Origin of the sequence: Streptomyces sp. OfavH-34-F (assembly GCF_022347745.1) — a bacterium.
Taxonomy (GTDB): Bacteria; Actinomycetota; Actinomycetes; order Streptomycetales; family Streptomycetaceae; genus Streptomyces.
The window spans coordinates 1-16,240 of record NZ_JAKRGC010000053.1; the positions used below are offsets into that span (position 1 = coordinate 1).

Sequence of the window (16,240 nt, forward strand, 5' to 3'; positions counted from 1 at the left end):
CGCTCACCGCGGACCTCCCGCGTCCGTGCCCGTGCCCGTCACCCCGTCCCTGCCCGTCGCCCCGTCCGTGCCGGCGTCCGTCGCCCCGTCCGTGCCCGCGTCCCGGTCCGACGCCGTCGCCGCGCGCAGCAGCTCCGCGAGGGCCGTGAAGCCGCGCCGCTCCGCGTGTTCCAGCGCGGTCACCCCGTCGCCGTCCGGGAGCCCCGGCGTCGCACCCGCCGTGAGCAGCAGCTCCACGATCTCCTGGTGCGCCCGGCCGCCGTTGCCGAGGATCACGGCCTCCAGCAGGGCGGTCCAGCCCAGCCGGTTGACGTGGTCCACGTCGATGTCGGTGGCCCGCAGCAGCTCCCGTACGTACGCGACATGGCCGCGCTCGCTCGCCGGGATCAGCGCGATCCCGCCGAACCGGTTGCGCAGGGACAGGTCCGGGCCGGCCGGCAGCAGGACGCGCAGCATCTCGACGCTGCCGGTCACACCGGTGGCGAGCCAGGGGCTCTCCTCGCGCCGGTCCTGCGCGTCGGGGTCCGCTCCGGCCGCGACGAGCAGCCGCGCGGCCCCGACGTGGTCGCCGTGGACGGCCAGGAGCAGCGGGGTGCGCAGCTCCTCGTCGCGGGCGTCCACCCGGGCGCCGCCCTCGATCGCGGCGCGCACCGCATCGGTGTCGCCGGTGCGCGCGGCGTCGAGCAGGCGGTGATCGAGGGCGTTCATGTCCGTCTCCCCAGGGGTCGTCGTCGTCCTACTTGGCGAGGGCGGCCACGCCGGCCCGCGCGAACTTCTCGTCCAGGTCGCCGCTGGGCGCGCCCGCGACCCCGATGCCCGCCACCGGGGCACCCTTGACCTGCACCGGGGCGCCGCCGCCGAGGAACAGCGTGCCAGGGATGTCCTTCAGGTTCGGGGCCTGGGCGAGCCGCTTGGCCAGCTCGGAGGTCGGGGCGTTCCAGGAGACGGCGGTGTACGCCTTCTTCTCGGCGGACTCGTACGCCTGCGGGCCCGAGCCGTCGCCGCGCAGGGTCAGGATGGTGTTGCCGTTGCGGTCGACGACCGAGACGGCGACGCGCTGGTTCTCCTTCTTCGCCGCGTCCAGCGCCGCGTTCGCCGCCTTCTGCGCGGCGGCGAGGGTCAGGTGCGAGGTCTGCTGGAGGTTGCGGTGCGCGGTGTCGGCCTTGACGGTGGTGGCGGGGGCGGCGGCCGGGGTGGAGGCGTTCGCGGACATCGCGCCGAAGGTGCCGGCCCCGAGGGCGGCGGCGACGACGGCACCGGTCAGGACACGGGTGCGCAGCGACATCTTCTTCATCAGGGGCTCCTCAGCGGGGGGAAGGACGGAAGCGGGCCGGTCCCGCGTCCTGCATCCATCGTTGGCCCGGAACCGGCCCGGTCCGGTCGTCGTACCGGCTCGACCCGGCGTGCGGGACGGCTGACACCCCTGTCGGCCGATCGGATGATGCGGGTGCCCCGACCCGGGGAGACGATGGAATGTCCGCGCAGGTCAACAGGGGTCCACCAGGGCCGGAACGAGGAGTACGAGGTGGCACAGGGCCAGGGGTCCGGACCGTCCGGGCACCCCGCGCCGCCGGACCGGGACGACCGGGCCGGACGCCGTACGCGGGACTCCGCCGCCGCGCGCCGGGGCACCCGGCTCGGGGACGACACCGGCACCCGCTCGCTGGCCCTGCTCATGCACGCCGCGTTCTTCCTGCTGCTCGGCGCCTCGCTCGCCCGCTTCCTGCTGCGGCACCCCGGCGAGGACCGCACACCGTGGATCATCGGCCTGTCGCTCGCACTGGCCGCCCTGTACGTCATCGGGCCCGTGCTCGGCTCCCGCCCGACCCCGCGCAGCCTCGTCTGGCTGGGGGCGCTCGTCGCGGTGTGGATGGTGCTCGTGGTGCTCGCGCCCAGCTTCGCGTGGTGCGCGGTGCCCCTCTTCTACACGGGGCTGCGCATCCTGCCGCCGCGCGCCGCGTACGCGCTGGTGGCCCTGCTCACCCTGTTCGTCGTCGCCGCGCAGCTCCGCCTCGCGCACGGCTTCGACCCCAACCTCGTCCTCGCCCCGCCGGCCGTCGCCGCCGTCGCCACCGCCGTCTTCGTCCACATGCGGCGCCAGGCCGTACGCCAGGAACGGCTCATCGACGACCTGCTCCGCACCCGCCGCGAACTCGCCGCCACCGAACGCCGCGAAGGCACCCTCGCCGAACGCCAGCGGCTGTCCATGGAGATCCACGACACCCTCGCCCAGGGCCTGTCCAGCCAGCAGATGCTCCTCCAGGCCGCCGACCGGACCTGGGACACCGACCCGGACACCGCCCGCCGCCACATCCGCACCGCCGCGGGCATCGCCGAACGCAACCTCGCCGAGGCCCGCCGCTTCGTCCACGACCTGGCCCCCGCCGACCTCGCCGAGGGCGGCGGCCTCGAAGCCGCCCTGCGCGCCCTGGCCGCCCGCGAGACCGCCCAGGCGCAGGGCGGGCTCACCGTCCGCTGCCACATCGAGGGCGCCCCGCCCGCCGTCCTGCCCGACCGCACCCAGTCCGCGCTGCTCCGGATCGCCCAGGGCGCCCTCGCCAACGTCACCGAGCACTCCGGCGCCACCGAGGCCGCCCTCACCCTCACCCACCTCGACGACCGCACCGTCCTCGACATCGCCGACAACGGCCACGGCTTTACGCCCGCCCCCGGGCCCGCCGCCCCCACCGGCGTACGCGGCCACGGACTGCCCGCCATGCGCGCCCGGCTGCGCCAGCTCGGCGGCACCCTCACCATCGAATCGGCCCCCGGCGAGGGCACCGTCGTCACCGCCACCGTGCCGACCCCGCCGGCCGCGACCGCGGCCCCCACACCCCAGGACCCCGCATGACCGCCGACCGCATCCGCATCCTCCTCTGCGACGACCACGCCGTCGTACGCGCCGGGCTCCTCGCCCTCCTCGGCAGCGAACCCGACATCGAGGTCATCGGCGAGGCCGGCAGCGGCGAGGAGGCCGTCGCGCTCACGGCCCGGCTCACCCCGGACGTCGTCCTGATGGACCTCCAGCTCGGCTCCGGCATCGACGGCGTCGAGGCCACCCGCCGCATCGCGGCCGGCACCGGCACCCACGTCCTCGTGCTCACCACGTACGACACCGACGCCGACATCACCCGCGCCATCGAGGCCGGCGCCACCGGCTACCTCCTCAAGGCCGAACGCCCCGAGGAACTCTTCGCCGCCATCCGCTCCGCCGCCCAGGGCCGCACCACGCTCTCGCCGCCCGTCGCCAGCCGCGTCATGGCCCGGATGCGGGCCCCGCGCCCCACCCTCACCGACCGCGAACGCGACATCCTCGGCCAGCTCTCCCGGGGCCTCGGCAACCGCGACATCGCCCGCGCCCTGTTCATCAGCGAGGCCACGGTCAAGACCCACCTGGGCCGGATCTACGACAAGCTCGGCGTGGACACCCGCGCCGGAGCCGTGGCCGTCGCCAAGGAGCAGCGCCTGCTGTCCTGAACCGCGGGTGCCGGACCGGCGCACCCGGCATGACACCATCGGACCGTGCTCGACATCGGCTACTCCCTCTCCCGCCGCTTCCCGGACCCCCCGCAGACCGACTACCGCCGCGCGGACGTCCACGCCCTGCGCCACGACCTGTTCTGCGGCGACGTCTACCTCGCGGACACCAAGGAGGACCGGGAGCTGTCCACAGCCTGGGGATGGGTGCCGGTGCTCGACTTCGCGTGGGCGCTGTGCGACATCGTCGAGCGCATCGACCAGGACCCCCGGGGCAACCGCTCGCACCGCCGCCAGCAGGCCGAACTCGACTTCACCGAGTCCTCGGACCGCATGCTGTTCGAGCGCCGCTTCGGCTGGGTGGACATCGAGGCCGACTGGATGGACGCCGAGGAGCCCCCGCTCACCTTCGGCCACGCGCTGCTGCGCCGCGAGGCCCGCGACTTCCTGCACGACCTGATCGCCGACCTGGCCGACATGCACGAGGGCCTGGCCGACAACCCGGCGATCTGGACCCTCCAGTCCCGCTTCCCCCGCCTCTGACCCGTACGGACCGGAGCCCGACCCCGTACGCGCGAGAGCCAGCCCGCCCGTACGCGCCGGAACCCGCCGTACGCGCCGCCGCGCGCCCCCGTACGCACGGGCGCCCGCCTACGCCTCCACCCGCACGCCGATCTGGGCCGCGAACGCCGGCGCCAGCTCCATCAGCTGCAACGGGCTGATCACCGCACCCGCCAGCCGCTCCACGCCCCGCGCGATGTCCAGCTCGGCGGCCCCGCGCAGGTCCACCGCCTCCATCCGCGCCACGCCGAGGTCCGCCCGCCGCAGCGCGCAGTCCCGGAACTCCACCCGCGTCAGCCGGGCGCCCCCGAAGTCCGGCTCCACCAGCACGCAGCCCTCGAACACCACATCGGTCAGCCGGGCCTCACGCAGGTTCAGGTAGTCGATCTTCCCGCCCCGCACCAGGACCCGCTCCAGCACCGCGCCGTGCAACTGCACCCCGCCCAGGCGGGCGTCCACGACCTCCACGTCCCGCAGGGAGGCCGACGCGAGGTCCGTGCCCACGCCCCGGACGCCCGTCAGCACCGAGTCGATGAACCGTGCCCGGCCCAGCGCCGCCCGGTCGAGGGCGCAGCCCTCCAGCGCGCAGTCCATGAACCGCGCGCCCCGCCCCGAGGCGTCGGCCAGGTCCACGGACCCGAACCGCACCCCGTCGTAATCCCCGTCCGGCTCCAGCCCGCCGCCGGCGAACTCCACCAGCGGCGGCAACCGCACCTCAGGCCGCCGGGCCGCTGGGACACCGCCACCGGAACCTCCACCACGCACCATGGCCCCATCGTGACGCACGCCACTGACAACGCCCGCGAGGAGACGCGCGCTCAGACCTTCGCGGACCCGCCCAGCGCGGCCAGCGCGCCGTCCGTCAGCCGGTACACCGTCCACTCGTCCTGCGGACGCGCGCCCAGCGACTCGTAGAAGGCGATCGACGGGGCGTTCCAGTTCAGCACCGACCACTCCAGGCGCTCGTAGCCCCGCTCCACACAGATCCGCGCCAACTCCGTCAGCAGCGCCTTGCCGTGCCCGCCGCCGCGCCGCTCCGGCCGGACGTACAGGTCCTCCAGGTAGATGCCGTGCACCCCGCGCCACGTCGAGAAGTTCAGGAACCACAGCGCGAAGCCGACGACCTCGCCGTCTTCGTCCGACTCCGCGATGTGCGCGAAGGCCGCCGGACGCTCACCGAAGAGCGCCTCCCGCAGGTCCTCCTCCGTCGCACGGACCTCGTGCAGCGCCTTCTCGTAATCGGCCAGCTCACGCACCATGGCGTGGATCACAGGGACATCGGCGGCAGTCGCGGTACGAATCATGGGGGCAGCGTAAACAGGCGCGCCCCGCGCCCGGCAGCGCCCCCGTCCCACCGGCCGCTAGCCCCGCCGGCCGCTAGCCCCGCCGCCCCCGCAGCACCCGCGCGATCTCCGCCTGCTCCGGCGCCAGCCGCCGCGCCCCGCCCTCCACCGTCCAGCACGCGTTCTGGAGCACCCGGCCCAGCGTCCACGCCGCCGCCCGCGCCCGGTCCAACCCCAGCACCCCGGTCATCGCGTCGAACCGCCGCCCCACCGCGTCCGCGTCGAAACGGTTCGCCAGCGCGGGCAGCAGCTCGAACCCGGGGTCGCCCACCAGCGGCTTCGGATCGATGGCCACCCACCTCGGGCCGCCGCTCCCGCCGCCCTCCCCCGCCAGCACGTTCCCGAAGTGCAGGTCCCAGTGCAGCAGCCGGTCCCCCGGCTCCCCCGCCACCTCGCGTACCGCCGCCGCGCAGTCCCGTACGAGCCGCCGCTCGCCCTCGTCCGCCAGCGCCTCCGCCACCGCGGGCGCCGCCGCAGTCATCCGGGCCACCGCGTCCCCCAGCCCGCGCAGCCCGCACTCCGCGCCCGGCCGCACCGCCGTCAGCCCGGCCAGCAGCCCGGCGATCACCCGTACCGCCTCGTCCGCGTCCGCCATGTCCTCCAGCGAGCGGCGCCCGTCCAGCCGCTCCAGGAGCATCGTCCCGGTCTCCGCGTCGTGCGCCAGCAACCGCACCGCCCCGGCCCCGGCCGCACCCCACAGGCGCAGGGCGACCGGCTCCCCCACCGTCTCGTCGTCCACCAGCTGCAACTTCAGGACCGCCGGGCGCCCGTCCCCCACCCGCACCACCGGCAGCACCAGCGCGCACACCCCGTACATCGCCCCGCCGTCGAGCCGCAGCCCCCAGCGCTCCACGAAGTCCGCGACCCTTCCCGGCAACGCGGCCACGAAACGGCGCCCGGCGGCCCCGTTGAAGGCGGACTGACTGGCGACGAGGGCCTCAGGGATGTCGATCACACCCGAACCCTAGGGAACCCGGACACGGAGAAGCCATGAAAAAACCGGGCCGGCGAAGCGCCGGCCCGGTCGTGGAGCCCCCTGTCGGATTCGAACCGACGACCTACGCATTACAAGTTGTCAGACCTTGTTCTGCCAGCGTCCGCGTGCGTCCGCCAAACAGCCTGCGCTCCTGGTCAGGAGGCCGCATAGACGACCTCGGACGCCAGCGGACCCCCACAGAACTACAGGTAACCGAGACCAGCAATGAGCCCGGCACGGGCGCCGGCGCCGTCTGTTCAGGCGCCGCCTTAGCGACCGGGGACAGTGCCAACGGCCAAGAGGTGCGAGCTGGCAGCGAGAAGTTCCGGGTATGGCTCCGCCATCCGGGCTGCCTCCACGGCAGAGGCGATCAGGTCGTCCGTGGGCCCCTCGCCCGGCTGCTGCTCGGCAGCCTTCACCAGCGACCACGCAGGGCCCTCGACCCCGAAAACCTGAACGTCCTCCAGCCCAGAGTTGGTCAATTCCGTCACAAGCTCCTCAGCTCGATGGAAATACGACAAGGTAAATCCCCGAACACCGTCGTAAATAGCAGATTCCAGGATCTTTGAGACGGACGCACGGATGCGATCGGTATGCAGATGCGCGTACGTAACGTGTTCAAATAGCGACGCATAGCGATTGATCGCGGCGGCGGCCACCAGTCCGCCAGGCCGCGCCACACGAGACGCTTCAGCCAGCGCCCGCTGCCGATCGACGGGGTCAGGCAAGTGATACAGCGGGCCAAGCAGTAGCACTGCATCGAAGCCGGCGTCAGGCGCGGGCAGGACACGGGCGTCACCAAGGATGGCCGAGCAAACCGCTGACGCAGCTTCCACATGACGGGGAACGGGGTCCACAAGGGTGACGTCGTAGCCGTCGCGCGTAAGCCATTCAGCATGAACACCAGTCCCCCCGCCCACATCCAGCAAACGGGCCGGCGCGGGCGGCAGGAAACGCCGCAGGAGTTCCTGGGTCCTGACCAACTCCATCCGCCCGTCTGCCGACGTTCGGAGGCGGGCGTTCTCGTCAAACGCTTCGCCGTAAAACCTCAAGACGGAAGGGGGCAATTCGGGATTCGACATATCCGCAGTATCGTGTGTACCGGTGGACCAGTCCAGCACTGAAGACACGGGGAGACCATGGCAGTCCTGAAGTACGAAGAGATCGCGGAGTTCTTGCGGGCACGCATCGCGGCCGGCGACCCCGGCCCCGGGGAGACCATTCCGTCCGGCCGCGAACTGGCCGAACAGTGGGGCGTCTCCCGTGCCACGGCAATCAAGGCCGTGGACGTCCTGCGCAACGACGGCATCGTCGTGGCCCGACAGGGCACCGGGTTCGTTGTCACCGAGACGCCGGTAGCCCGCCCCGCCGGCGCCCGCCGCGCGGGGTCGGCGCGGGCCCAGGGCGGGATGCCATTCCTGCGAGTGGGTGAACCCGACTGGGCGGAGCCGCCCGTCCGCGTCGCCACCACACTCGGCCTCGCACCCGGGGCAAAGGCGCTTCGACGCGCACGCACCCTCCAACTGCCGGACGGCACTCCACATAGCTACGTCGAAGCGTGGTTCCCTCCGGAGATCGCGGAAGCGTCGCCACGCCTGGCCGACACGGCCCCGATCGCGGAAGGAACGACGCGCTACGTGCGGCGACAGACCGGGCGGAGTCCTGCCGAGGGAGTAGACATCACGACCGTTCGAACCGCGTCGGAGACTGAGGCATCCCGCCTGGTGGTGCCACAGGGCTCCCCCGTCGCCGTGCTGCTGCACACGGCGTACGACGAACAGGGCAATCCACTCGTCTGCGAGGAGGGCGTCACCCCCGCATCGAACTTCGAGCAGGTGGAGACCTACCCCATGTAGGCCACAACGTAAGGGCAAAACGAAGCTGGACCGGTCCACCGGTTCAGCTTTTTTTGCCACCACGAACCGCACGCCGACCTGCACGTTTAGCACTCGACCGATCGCAGAGTGCGAGATTCACGCTTGACTGGACCGGTCCACCGGTCCAGTCTTCTGTTGTGGCCATCGCCGCTCCGGAACTCACGGAGCGGGTCGACTCCGCCACGCCTGAGACAACTCAACAGCGTGATCCACCGCAGTACGACGGCCGTGACCGCACCGACCGAAGCGAGTGGAGACCAGTCGGCCGAGAAAGGGCCCCCGTCACACCGGGGCCCGACACCCCAGACGGGGGACACGCCACCGACTCGAAAGAACCGCGCGGCACACCTTGAAGCCGCCCCCTCAGACGTCCGGGACTTCGGATCTCCCCGGATCGAGCGGCGCCGCGCGAATCGGAGAACCGAACCCATCCGCCGTCCCTACGACCGAGGGGGCTCGATGCATCAACGAATACCTGGGGCGTCACCAGCGCTGGACCCGCGCTCGTGACAACGCCCGTCGCGTCGGTGGCCACGTTCGGCAGGCCGCCAGCTCGACCGATTTCCCGTGGCTATCGCGGGCCGGTTGCCTCCTCCGCCCGTCCAGCCCCGCCAAGCGCGGTGCTGTACGGGCGGGGCCGAGGGGAGCCGGAGAGCCCGGAACCGCGGCGGCACCCCGGGGGCAACCGGGGTGCCGCGATACAGGCACCTGTATGGGAGGCACCTGTGATCAGCAGTCTGACAGACCAGGAACGCGAGGAGCTGTCGAAGAAGGTCAGCGAGGCCAACCGACGTTCCTCCGGCGGCTCCGGCCGCTGAACCACCCCCGCCCCGAACCCGGCGTGATGCTGCCGGATCGAATCCGGCCCGGGGCACCGCCACCCCCTCGGGTGGTCTTTCACCCAAACGGCCAGCGCCCCGGAGCGGCTACTCCGGGGCGCTGTTCTGGGCCGTCCCACTGTGAGGAGACAACGACCCATGATCCCCATCGCTGCCCTTGAGGGCCTTGTTACGGCCGCGTCGCTCGACTTCGAGCCGACGCCGGCCGAGCTGGAGGCGATCGAGCACGAGATGCCGCTCATTCAGGCGGAGGTCGAACTGCTGGACGCGCAGATCATGACCCTCGACCGGCCGGCCAGCGAGCTGGACGAGCGCCGGCTGCGCCGGGCCCGGAACCGGGTCATGGCCGCCCGCCGCGACCTGAGCAACCGCACCTTCACGGTGCAGCCGGGCGGTGCCGCGTGAGCGCACCCGACGTCTTCCCCGCGCGGATGGCCATCGGGCAGAGCACGGGCCGGTGGCGCCTGTACGTGGCGATCTACGGCATCCCGGGCTTTCAGTGGCCCGAGTACGTCTTCGGCGGCACCACGGTGCCGAGTGTTCAGGACCGTTCACGGGCTCTGGACGCTCTCGGCTACACGTTCATCGGTGACCCGGTCTGGGACTGGGTCGAGGACTACGCCCCGGGCGACGATCCCGCCCAGCCCGTCTCCCTGATCGCATCGGCGCGGGTGCGGGAGGTGGCGTCGTGAACGATGTTCAGATCCGTTCAGCGGAGAAGGCGCTGTCGGCCGGGACGTGGCTGATCGTGGGCGGCGCGATGCTGTATTCGATCCTCACGGTCACTCCGCTCGCGGCCCGTCACACCCCCGAGGGCTGGCAGTGGACGGCGCCGATCCTGCCGCTGGTCGTGGACGCGGCCGTCATCATCGTGGTCCGCCTCGGCGCCACCCTGGCCCGCCTCGGTGGGCATGGCGGTGGGTGGCCCGTCGTGCTGCGGTGGATGACCGGCGTCATGACGCTCGCCCTGAATGTGGCCGACAGCGTGTTGAAGAAAGACCTGGTCGGAGCGTGCGTCCACTCCGTCGCACCGCTCCTGCTGATCGTCACGGCCGAAGCCGGACTCGCGTACCGCCGGGCCATCGCCGCCGCCCAGCAAGCCCGGGAAGCCCGGATCAAGGCCGAACGTGCCGAGCGCGAGCAAGCCGCCGCTGAGCGCCGCGAGGCGCAGGAGCGGCGGGCACGCGAGGAACGCGAACATGCCGCCCAGTTGGCGCGTGAGCAGCGTGAGCACGAAGCCGTGCTGGCCCGTGAACAGACCGCCCGTGAGGAAGCGGTGCGGCGTGAGGAGCGCGAGCGGGCAGAGGCCCGGGAGCGTGCTGAGCGGGAGGCTCGTGAACGCCGTGAACGCGAGCGTGAACAGCAGCGGCTAGAGCGTGAACGCCTTGAACGAGAGGGCGCTCAGCGCCGCGAGCGCGAGCGGCTGGAGCGTGAGGAGACTGAGCGCCGGCAACGCGAGAAGCGGGCGGAGCGTGAGGCCCGTGAACGCGAGGCGCTGCTGTCCGGCGGCCCGGTGGACACCAAGCTCCCCGAGGACCGCGCCCGGCAGATCGTCACCGCCGCCCACTTCTCCGGCCTGCCCGTGCGCAACGCCGCGGAGCTGTGCGGCTGGTCGGTCGGCTGGGTCTCCACCCGCTACCAGGAACTGCGCGACGCCCACCCCTCCGCCCTCGAAGGAGCCTCCGCATGATCGCGCTGGTTCGTACCCACACCCTGAACGCCCTGCGTACCGACCTCGCCAAGGCGGAAGCGGCCGTCAAGACCGCCCGCAGGAAGGGCGAGCAGCACGAGCTGGAACGGGACCTCGCCGCCGACGCCGCGAGCCGCGCCGAGACCACGGTGGAGTCCCTGCGGGCCGCGCTCGCCCGTGCGGCCCAGGAAACGGCCCGGCTCGAAGGCGAGCTGGAGACACTGCGGGCCCAGTCTCTGCTGGATACGGAGGACCGGCAGGTCCTGCGCATGCTTCTGCGTACTGCGCGCAAGCAGTCCGGCCGGGCCGATCGCGTCTACGCCCTCTTCCACCACGGCCGCCTCCACAGCGTCCACCCCACGATGGACGCGGCGGAGATCGCGGCCGAGGCCGCCGGCGCTCCCCGCTCCGGTTGGACCACCCACCCCGCCGGAGCCGCCATGCCCCCGGCGTCCGAGGTCATCTGGCGCGTGCAGCCCCTGGCCGTCGGAAGCCCGGACCGGTGAGCGCCCTGCCCGCCCGGCGAGGGCGAAGTGCCCCGGGTGTGATGTGCCGGCCGCGTGTGCTGGATCTGTTCTGCTGCGCGGGCGGGGCGTCAATGGGCTACTACCTCGCCGGGTTCGATGTGACCGGCGTGGACATCGTCCCTCGCCCCGCCTACCCGTTCACGTTCGTCCAGGCCGACGCCTTGGATGTGGCGCGGGAGCTGTGCCAGGAATTCGACCTGGTCCACTACTCCCCGCCCTGCCAGGCGTCCTGCGCGCTGACCAAGGGCACCAACCGCGGCCGCCGCGCGCACATCGACCTCATCCCCCAGGTGCGGGAGGTGTGCGAGTGGTACGGCGTCCCGTACGTCATCGAGAACGTCCAGGGCGCCCAGCTCCGCAAGGACCTGCTGCTGTGCGGGGAGATGTTCGGGCTGTCGGTGATCCGTCACCGCTACTTCGAACTCGGACCCTACTGGTCGCCCCCGGTGGCCGTGCACAAGCCGCACCGGGGCCCGGTCCGCGGCTGGCGCCACGGCGTGTGGCGCGACGGCCCGTACATCGCCGCGTACGGCAAGGGCGGCGGCAAGGGCACCGTCACCGAGATGCAGCACGCCATGGGCATCACCTGGACCAGCACGCACGAAGAACTCACCGAAGCGATCCCACCCGCCTACACCCGCTACATCGGCCGCGACTTCATAGCGGACGACTGGTGCGCGGCCGCCATGCCCTGCGCCGAGATGCGGCTGCTCCATCTCGCCCGCCCGGCCCCGCACGACCTGGTGGTGGCCGCCTGATGGCCACCCTCCCCGCATACCGGTGGCGCCTGGCCCCCGAGGGCCTGGCCACCCGCCGACAACTCCGCGCCATGGGACTGCGGCCCGGCGGGCAGGACGTCGCCGCCGTCCTCGCCCGCCCCCGGCGCCGACGCGGACCCCTGGTCGCCTACCTCTACCGCATCGAGCTGGCCCGCCCCGTACGGCCGATGACCGCGGGCCGTACCGCCGCGCTCGCCAAGGCCATGCGGGCCCGCCGTACCTGCCCCGCCTGCCGACGCGATGCCGGGTACTGCATCCCGCGCTCGCTCGGCGTGTGCGTCACCTGCCACGACAACCCTTCGCTGACCTCCTGACCCGGAAGGAGCCCCCCATGGGCCTGTTCTCTCGCAAGATCGACCGCGTCAGCACGGAAGAGGAGCGCTACCGCGCCGCCCAACAGGCTGCGGCGTCCCAGGAGGCCGTGTACGTGGAAGCCCGCCGGGCTGCGATGGCAAGCGCTCAGGCCCGCAGGCAGGCAGGCGCGGCCAAGCGCGCCCGGATCAAGACGGTCGGCCAGATCAAGAAGGTCGGACGCGGGCGCTACGTGACCACCGGATGGGAGATCGACGCACCCGATGGCAGCGGACGCGGGCGCGTGACGGAAACCGAGGTGACCCACACCGGCACCCTGGGCGGTTTCACCGTGTCCGAGCTGTGCCGCCTCGCCCACGGCGCTGGCTGTCGTCGCTGCCGCTGACCAATCAGCCCCGGATCACGCCGCGAGGGCGCCGGATCGAATCCGGCCCGGGGCACTCGGGACGCCATCCCTTCGGCGCCCCTCACTGGGAAGGACCCCGCCCATGTCCTACCGCTTCACCAGCGCATCGGCCGACCGCTCGGCCCTGACCGCTAAGCCGGTCGTCCTGCACCCCGGGACCGACCGTGCTCAGCCCGCCATAGCCGTACGGGTCCGCAACGGCGGCCGGAGCTGCATGCTCTACGTCACTCTCGACCGCGTCGACGAGCTGATCACCGGCATCGCGGACACCGCCCGCACGGCCGCCGCCGACTTCCACCCCGGTGCCTGAGAGGACCCCTCATGGACTCCCACCTGCCCGCACCCCGAGCCCTGACCGTCATTCAGCTCCCGGACGGCACCTACACCTACACCGACCCGGCTTCCCTGCCCGCCCCGCAGGCGCCGCAGCAGATCGTGCAGCACATCCACCACGCCCCGCCCGACCGCACCGTCCAGCGTCTCGCGCTGGGCTCCGGCATCGGCGCCGGCACGGTGGCGGCCGGGGTGTACTTCGGGCCGCTGCTGGTCGGCGTGCTGACCGCCATCGCCGCGAACCTCGCCCTGCTCGCGTTCCTCGCCGCCGTCATGGCCTGGGGCGTCGTCACCGTCGTCCGTTCCGTGGGCGGCGAGGGCAAGGCCGCGTCCAAGGCGGTGCCCAGGCCCCGCCGCCGCTGACGGCCCTCTGTCCGCCCGGACACCATGCCGGGCGGGCGGAGGGCCGGACAGCCCGGCCCACACCCTGGGAGGCACCCATGCACAGCTACACCCCCGCCGAGAAGCGCGAACGCAACAAGCTGTTCCGCAAGGGCTTCCGCCAGGCCCTCGCCGACTGCGTCGACCCCCGCCTGGAAGCCCGCATCGAGAAGATCGACCAGCGGGCCGCCGAGCGCGGCGCGCAGGAACTGCGGGCCCTGCACCAGGTCCAGGCCGACGCCCGCCAGGCCCTCGCCAACGCCAAGGCCACCGAGCGCACCGCACCCCGCACCGACCGGGCCGCCGCCCGCCAGGCCCGCAAGGCCGCCGAGGACGCGGTGCGCCGCGCTGAGCGCGCCGTTCTGCGGGCCGAGAGCTGAACCGGCCCCGGCCCCCTGTCGAGTATCAGGAGAGATCAGGCATGTCCGAGAACGTGATCCACCTGTTCAAGACCCCCGACCCCACCACACCGGATGCCGCTCCCGCCCCGGCCGAGGCCAGCGAGGTCCGCCCGGTGCGGGTGTGGACGCGTACCGGCCGTGCCGTGGTCGGCGCCGTGCGGCACGAGCGCACCGCTTCGGCCGCCCGCCTCGCCGTACGGCACGGTTCCTACGTGCTGGGCGGGACCAGGATCGTGACGCGGCGGGCGTGGGACGGCCGGACCGGCGCCCGCTACGAACGGCTGCTCCGGGCGGCCGAGGCGGTGGGGAACTACGAAGCCGCGGGCGAGTGGGAAGAGCGCCTGCACCGCTTCCGCACCGAGCGCCACCGCCGCCGCATGGACCTGCTCACCGCCCCCGAAAAGCTCGTCAAAGGCGCGGCTGTGGGGACGGCGGGCGGGGTCGGGACACTGATCCTGATCGGCGTCGCCCTCGCCGTCGCGAACAAGAACCCCGCCGACATCGTCACCCCTCTCATGGCCTTCATCGACCTCGTCCGGCTGCTCGCCGTCATCGCATCCGTCGTATGGGGGCCCTTGGTGGCTGCCGGGCCGTGGGTGGCGCTGGCCGGGGTGTGGGCGGTCGGGCGTCACCGTGGCGCCGCCCCCGCCTGGGCCCTCCCCGCCGGCACCGGGGGACAGGACACGGGAGCCCCGATCACCCCCTCGATCGTGGTCACCGCCCTGCGCGACCTCGGGGTCGCCCCGCTGCGGACCGCGATCAAGGAGATGGGGGACGCGGGTGCGGCGATGCTGGGGCCGATCCGGATCGCCGGATGCGGCGTCGAAGTCGACGTCACCCTGCCTTCCGGGGTGTCAACGAACGAGGTGCAGAACCGGCGCCGCAAGCTCGCCGAGAACCTTTCCCGGCACGAGCACGAGGTGTTCATCACGATCCCGCAGGCCGCCCGCACCGTCCGGCTCTGGATCGCCGACTCCGGCGCCCTGGACGAACCCATCGGGCCGTCCCCGCTGGTCACCGACGACACCCTGACCGCCGACTACGCCAAGGGGAAGGCCCCGTGGGGCCAGGATCTGCGCGGGGACGCCGCCGCGCTGAGCCTGTATCAGCGCCACCTCCTGATCACGGGCCTGTCCAACCAGGGCAAGACCGCCGCCCTTCGCGCCCTCGCGCTGTGGCTGGCCCTGGACAAGTCGGTGGAGTTCCGCATCGCCGACCTCAAGGGAGCTGGGGACTGGGCCATGTTCGACGGCCTGGCAACCGTCCTGATCCAGGGGCCGACCGACGACCACGTCATCCAGGCCACCGAGATGGTGGAGAGCGGCGTCACCGAGATGGAGCGCCGTCTCCAGGCCCCGGCCGGCACCATCTTCCCGCCGCTGATCCTGCTCGTGGACGAAGCGCAGGTGGCATTCATGTGCCCGGTCATCGACAAGGAGAAGAAGCCGTACGGCGGGTCCAAGGCCACCTCCCGGTACTTCATGGCCGCACGGAAGATCCACAACCAGGGACGGGCCGTCAACGTCACCCTGTGGCAGGGCACGCAGGACCCCACCGACCAGAACCTGCCCAAGCTGGTCCGCGAAGGAGCCCACACCCGCGCCTCACTCGCCCTCGGCACAGAGTCGCAGGCCCGCATGGCGCTCGGTGACAAGGCCGTCGACGGCGGCGCCGCCCCGAACCTGCTGCGGCCCGGCCTGGACAAGGGCACGCTGGTGGTGGCGTCGGACGGGATCACGATCCCGGCCGGGCAGGCGTCCATCACGGTCCGCACGCACTTCATCGACAACAACGCCGCCGCCCAGATCACCACCCGGGCCCGAGCCCTGCGCGACGGCGTCACCACCCTCCACGTCATCGAACAGGGCGAGGAACGAGACCCGCTCGCCGACATCGCAGCCGTCATCGGCGACACCCCCCGGCTCCTGACTCAGGACGTGTTGCAGCGCCTCGCGGCCCTGTCCGCCGAGGCCTACGGGAAGTGGACGCACGCCGACCTCAAGCGCGTCCTCGACGGCACGGGAGCCGAACCGTACAAGTCCGACGGGCGCATGGTCGTCGGCCGCAACCGCATCACCCGCGCCCTCACCAACCAGGGCAGCGAGGGTTCCGCTTCCGCGTCCTGAACCCAGGGAAGCAAGCCCCGCCCGGGCAGGGAGGCAGGGAGAACTCCCTCACCCCCTCCCTGACCCACCTTCCTGGGCTTGAGCTGCGGAAACGATGTTCAGGGAGGCAGGGAGGCGCCGCAGGTCAGCGGGTAGAAGCCCCGCTCTGCGCGCTCATGCCAGGGGGTGCTTCCGCCTCCCTGCCCCACCGCCAGACGACGTTCCGGATACCG

General features: G+C 72.5%; 21 protein-coding genes. 15 read left to right on the forward strand and 6 right to left on the reverse strand.

The genetic code is table 11. The features are described from left to right. Nucleotides 1-3 precede the first annotated feature (3 nt). Together MHW47_RS11385 and MHW47_RS11390 are read right to left on the reverse strand one after the other, a co-directional pair. On the reverse strand, nucleotides 4-708 hold the full coding sequence (locus MHW47_RS11385) for an ankyrin repeat domain-containing protein (RefSeq protein ID WP_239222580.1): 705 nt from the start codon (nucleotides 706-708) through the stop codon (nucleotides 4-6). Between the two features lie 28 nt (nucleotides 709-736). Then, nucleotides 737-1,294: a heme-binding protein gene (locus MHW47_RS11390; protein ID WP_239222581.1), complete on the reverse strand. Its 558-nt coding sequence runs from the start codon at nucleotides 1,292-1,294 to the stop codon at nucleotides 737-739. A gap of 174 nt (nucleotides 1,295-1,468) precedes the next feature. Here MHW47_RS11390 and MHW47_RS11395 point away from each other — a divergent pair, with 174 nt between their 5' ends. Genes MHW47_RS11395 through MHW47_RS11405 form a run of 3 tightly spaced genes read left to right on the forward strand, consistent with a single transcriptional unit; the run spans nucleotide 1,469 to nucleotide 4,020 of the window. Beyond that, the gene (locus tag MHW47_RS11395; RefSeq protein WP_275449087.1) at nucleotides 1,469-2,851 is read left to right on the forward strand and encodes a sensor histidine kinase; all 1,383 of its coding nucleotides are present in this window, start codon (nucleotides 1,469-1,471) and stop codon (nucleotides 2,849-2,851) included. After that, nucleotides 2,848-3,477, forward strand: coding sequence for a response regulator transcription factor (locus MHW47_RS11400; RefSeq protein ID WP_111336631.1), 630 nt, complete (start codon nucleotides 2,848-2,850; stop codon nucleotides 3,475-3,477). The genes MHW47_RS11395 and MHW47_RS11400 overlap by 4 nt, the downstream gene beginning before the upstream one ends. 45 nt (nucleotides 3,478-3,522) lie before the next feature. Then, entirely contained in the window at nucleotides 3,523-4,020 is a 498-nt protein-coding gene (locus MHW47_RS11405) for a hypothetical protein (RefSeq protein WP_239222583.1), read from the forward strand. 108 nt (nucleotides 4,021-4,128) lie between these two features. Here the strand turns inward: MHW47_RS11405 and MHW47_RS11410 are convergent, their stop codons facing one another. The 4 genes from MHW47_RS11410 to MHW47_RS11425 form a co-directional block, all read right to left on the reverse strand. Further along, on the reverse strand, nucleotides 4,129-4,806 hold the full coding sequence (locus tag MHW47_RS11410) for a pentapeptide repeat-containing protein (RefSeq protein ID WP_239222584.1): 678 nt from the start codon (nucleotides 4,804-4,806) through the stop codon (nucleotides 4,129-4,131). A gap of 50 nt (nucleotides 4,807-4,856) precedes the next feature. Next, a complete protein-coding gene (locus MHW47_RS11415; protein ID WP_239222585.1) occupies nucleotides 4,857-5,342 on the reverse strand; it encodes a GNAT family N-acetyltransferase in 486 nt (161 codons plus the stop codon). A 73-nt stretch (nucleotides 5,343-5,415) separates the two neighbouring features. Beyond that, on the reverse strand, nucleotides 5,416-6,336 hold the full coding sequence (locus MHW47_RS11420) for an aminoglycoside phosphotransferase family protein (protein ID WP_239222586.1): 921 nt from the start codon (nucleotides 6,334-6,336) through the stop codon (nucleotides 5,416-5,418). A gap of 290 nt (nucleotides 6,337-6,626) precedes the next feature. Beyond that, on the reverse strand, nucleotides 6,627-7,439 hold the full coding sequence (locus MHW47_RS11425) for a bifunctional 2-polyprenyl-6-hydroxyphenol methylase/3-demethylubiquinol 3-O-methyltransferase UbiG (protein WP_239222617.1): 813 nt from the start codon (nucleotides 7,437-7,439) through the stop codon (nucleotides 6,627-6,629). A gap of 57 nt (nucleotides 7,440-7,496) precedes the next feature. Here MHW47_RS11425 and MHW47_RS11430 point away from each other — a divergent pair, with 57 nt between their 5' ends. From MHW47_RS11430 to MHW47_RS11485, 12 genes are all read left to right on the forward strand, one after another. Next, on the forward strand, nucleotides 7,497-8,213 hold the full coding sequence (locus MHW47_RS11430) for a GntR family transcriptional regulator (protein WP_239222588.1): 717 nt from the start codon (nucleotides 7,497-7,499) through the stop codon (nucleotides 8,211-8,213). Nucleotides 8,214-9,211: 998 nt separating this feature from the next. After that, nucleotides 9,212-9,478, forward strand: coding sequence for a DUF6284 family protein (locus MHW47_RS11435; RefSeq protein ID WP_239222589.1), 267 nt, complete (start codon nucleotides 9,212-9,214; stop codon nucleotides 9,476-9,478). Further along, nucleotides 9,475-9,765, forward strand: a complete 291-nt coding sequence (locus MHW47_RS11440; RefSeq protein WP_239222591.1) for a DUF6303 family protein — start codon at nucleotides 9,475-9,477, stop codon at nucleotides 9,763-9,765. Before MHW47_RS11435 ends, MHW47_RS11440 begins: the two co-directional genes overlap by 4 nt. Then, nucleotides 9,762-10,763, forward strand: a complete 1,002-nt coding sequence (locus tag MHW47_RS11445) for a DUF2637 domain-containing protein (protein WP_239222592.1) — start codon at nucleotides 9,762-9,764, stop codon at nucleotides 10,761-10,763. The genes MHW47_RS11440 and MHW47_RS11445 overlap by 4 nt, the downstream gene beginning before the upstream one ends. Beyond that, nucleotides 10,760-11,269, forward strand: coding sequence for a hypothetical protein (locus MHW47_RS11450; protein WP_239222593.1), 510 nt, complete (start codon nucleotides 10,760-10,762; stop codon nucleotides 11,267-11,269). Before MHW47_RS11445 ends, MHW47_RS11450 begins: the two co-directional genes overlap by 4 nt. Before the next feature lie 41 nt (nucleotides 11,270-11,310). Next, on the forward strand, nucleotides 11,311-12,048 hold the full coding sequence (locus MHW47_RS11455) for a DNA methylase (protein WP_239222594.1): 738 nt from the start codon (nucleotides 11,311-11,313) through the stop codon (nucleotides 12,046-12,048). Beyond that, a complete protein-coding gene (locus tag MHW47_RS11460) occupies nucleotides 12,048-12,383 on the forward strand; it encodes an RRQRL motif-containing zinc-binding protein (protein WP_239222595.1) in 336 nt (111 codons plus the stop codon). Before MHW47_RS11455 ends, MHW47_RS11460 begins: the two co-directional genes overlap by 1 nt. 17 nt (nucleotides 12,384-12,400) lie before the next feature. Further along, entirely contained in the window at nucleotides 12,401-12,766 is a 366-nt protein-coding gene (locus tag MHW47_RS11465; protein ID WP_239222596.1) for a hypothetical protein, read from the forward strand. A gap of 103 nt (nucleotides 12,767-12,869) precedes the next feature. Continuing rightward, entirely contained in the window at nucleotides 12,870-13,097 is a 228-nt protein-coding gene (locus MHW47_RS11470; RefSeq protein ID WP_239222597.1) for a hypothetical protein, read from the forward strand. 11 nt (nucleotides 13,098-13,108) lie between these two features. Then, nucleotides 13,109-13,483, forward strand: a complete 375-nt coding sequence (locus tag MHW47_RS11475) for a DUF6251 family protein (RefSeq protein ID WP_239222598.1) — start codon at nucleotides 13,109-13,111, stop codon at nucleotides 13,481-13,483. Nucleotides 13,484-13,560: 77 nt separating this feature from the next. Further along, nucleotides 13,561-13,881: a hypothetical protein gene (locus MHW47_RS11480; protein ID WP_239222599.1), complete on the forward strand. Its 321-nt coding sequence runs from the start codon at nucleotides 13,561-13,563 to the stop codon at nucleotides 13,879-13,881. A gap of 41 nt (nucleotides 13,882-13,922) precedes the next feature. Beyond that, entirely contained in the window at nucleotides 13,923-16,028 is a 2,106-nt protein-coding gene (locus MHW47_RS11485; protein ID WP_239222600.1) for an ATP-binding protein, read from the forward strand. The last annotated feature ends 212 nt before the right edge of the window (nucleotides 16,029-16,240 follow it).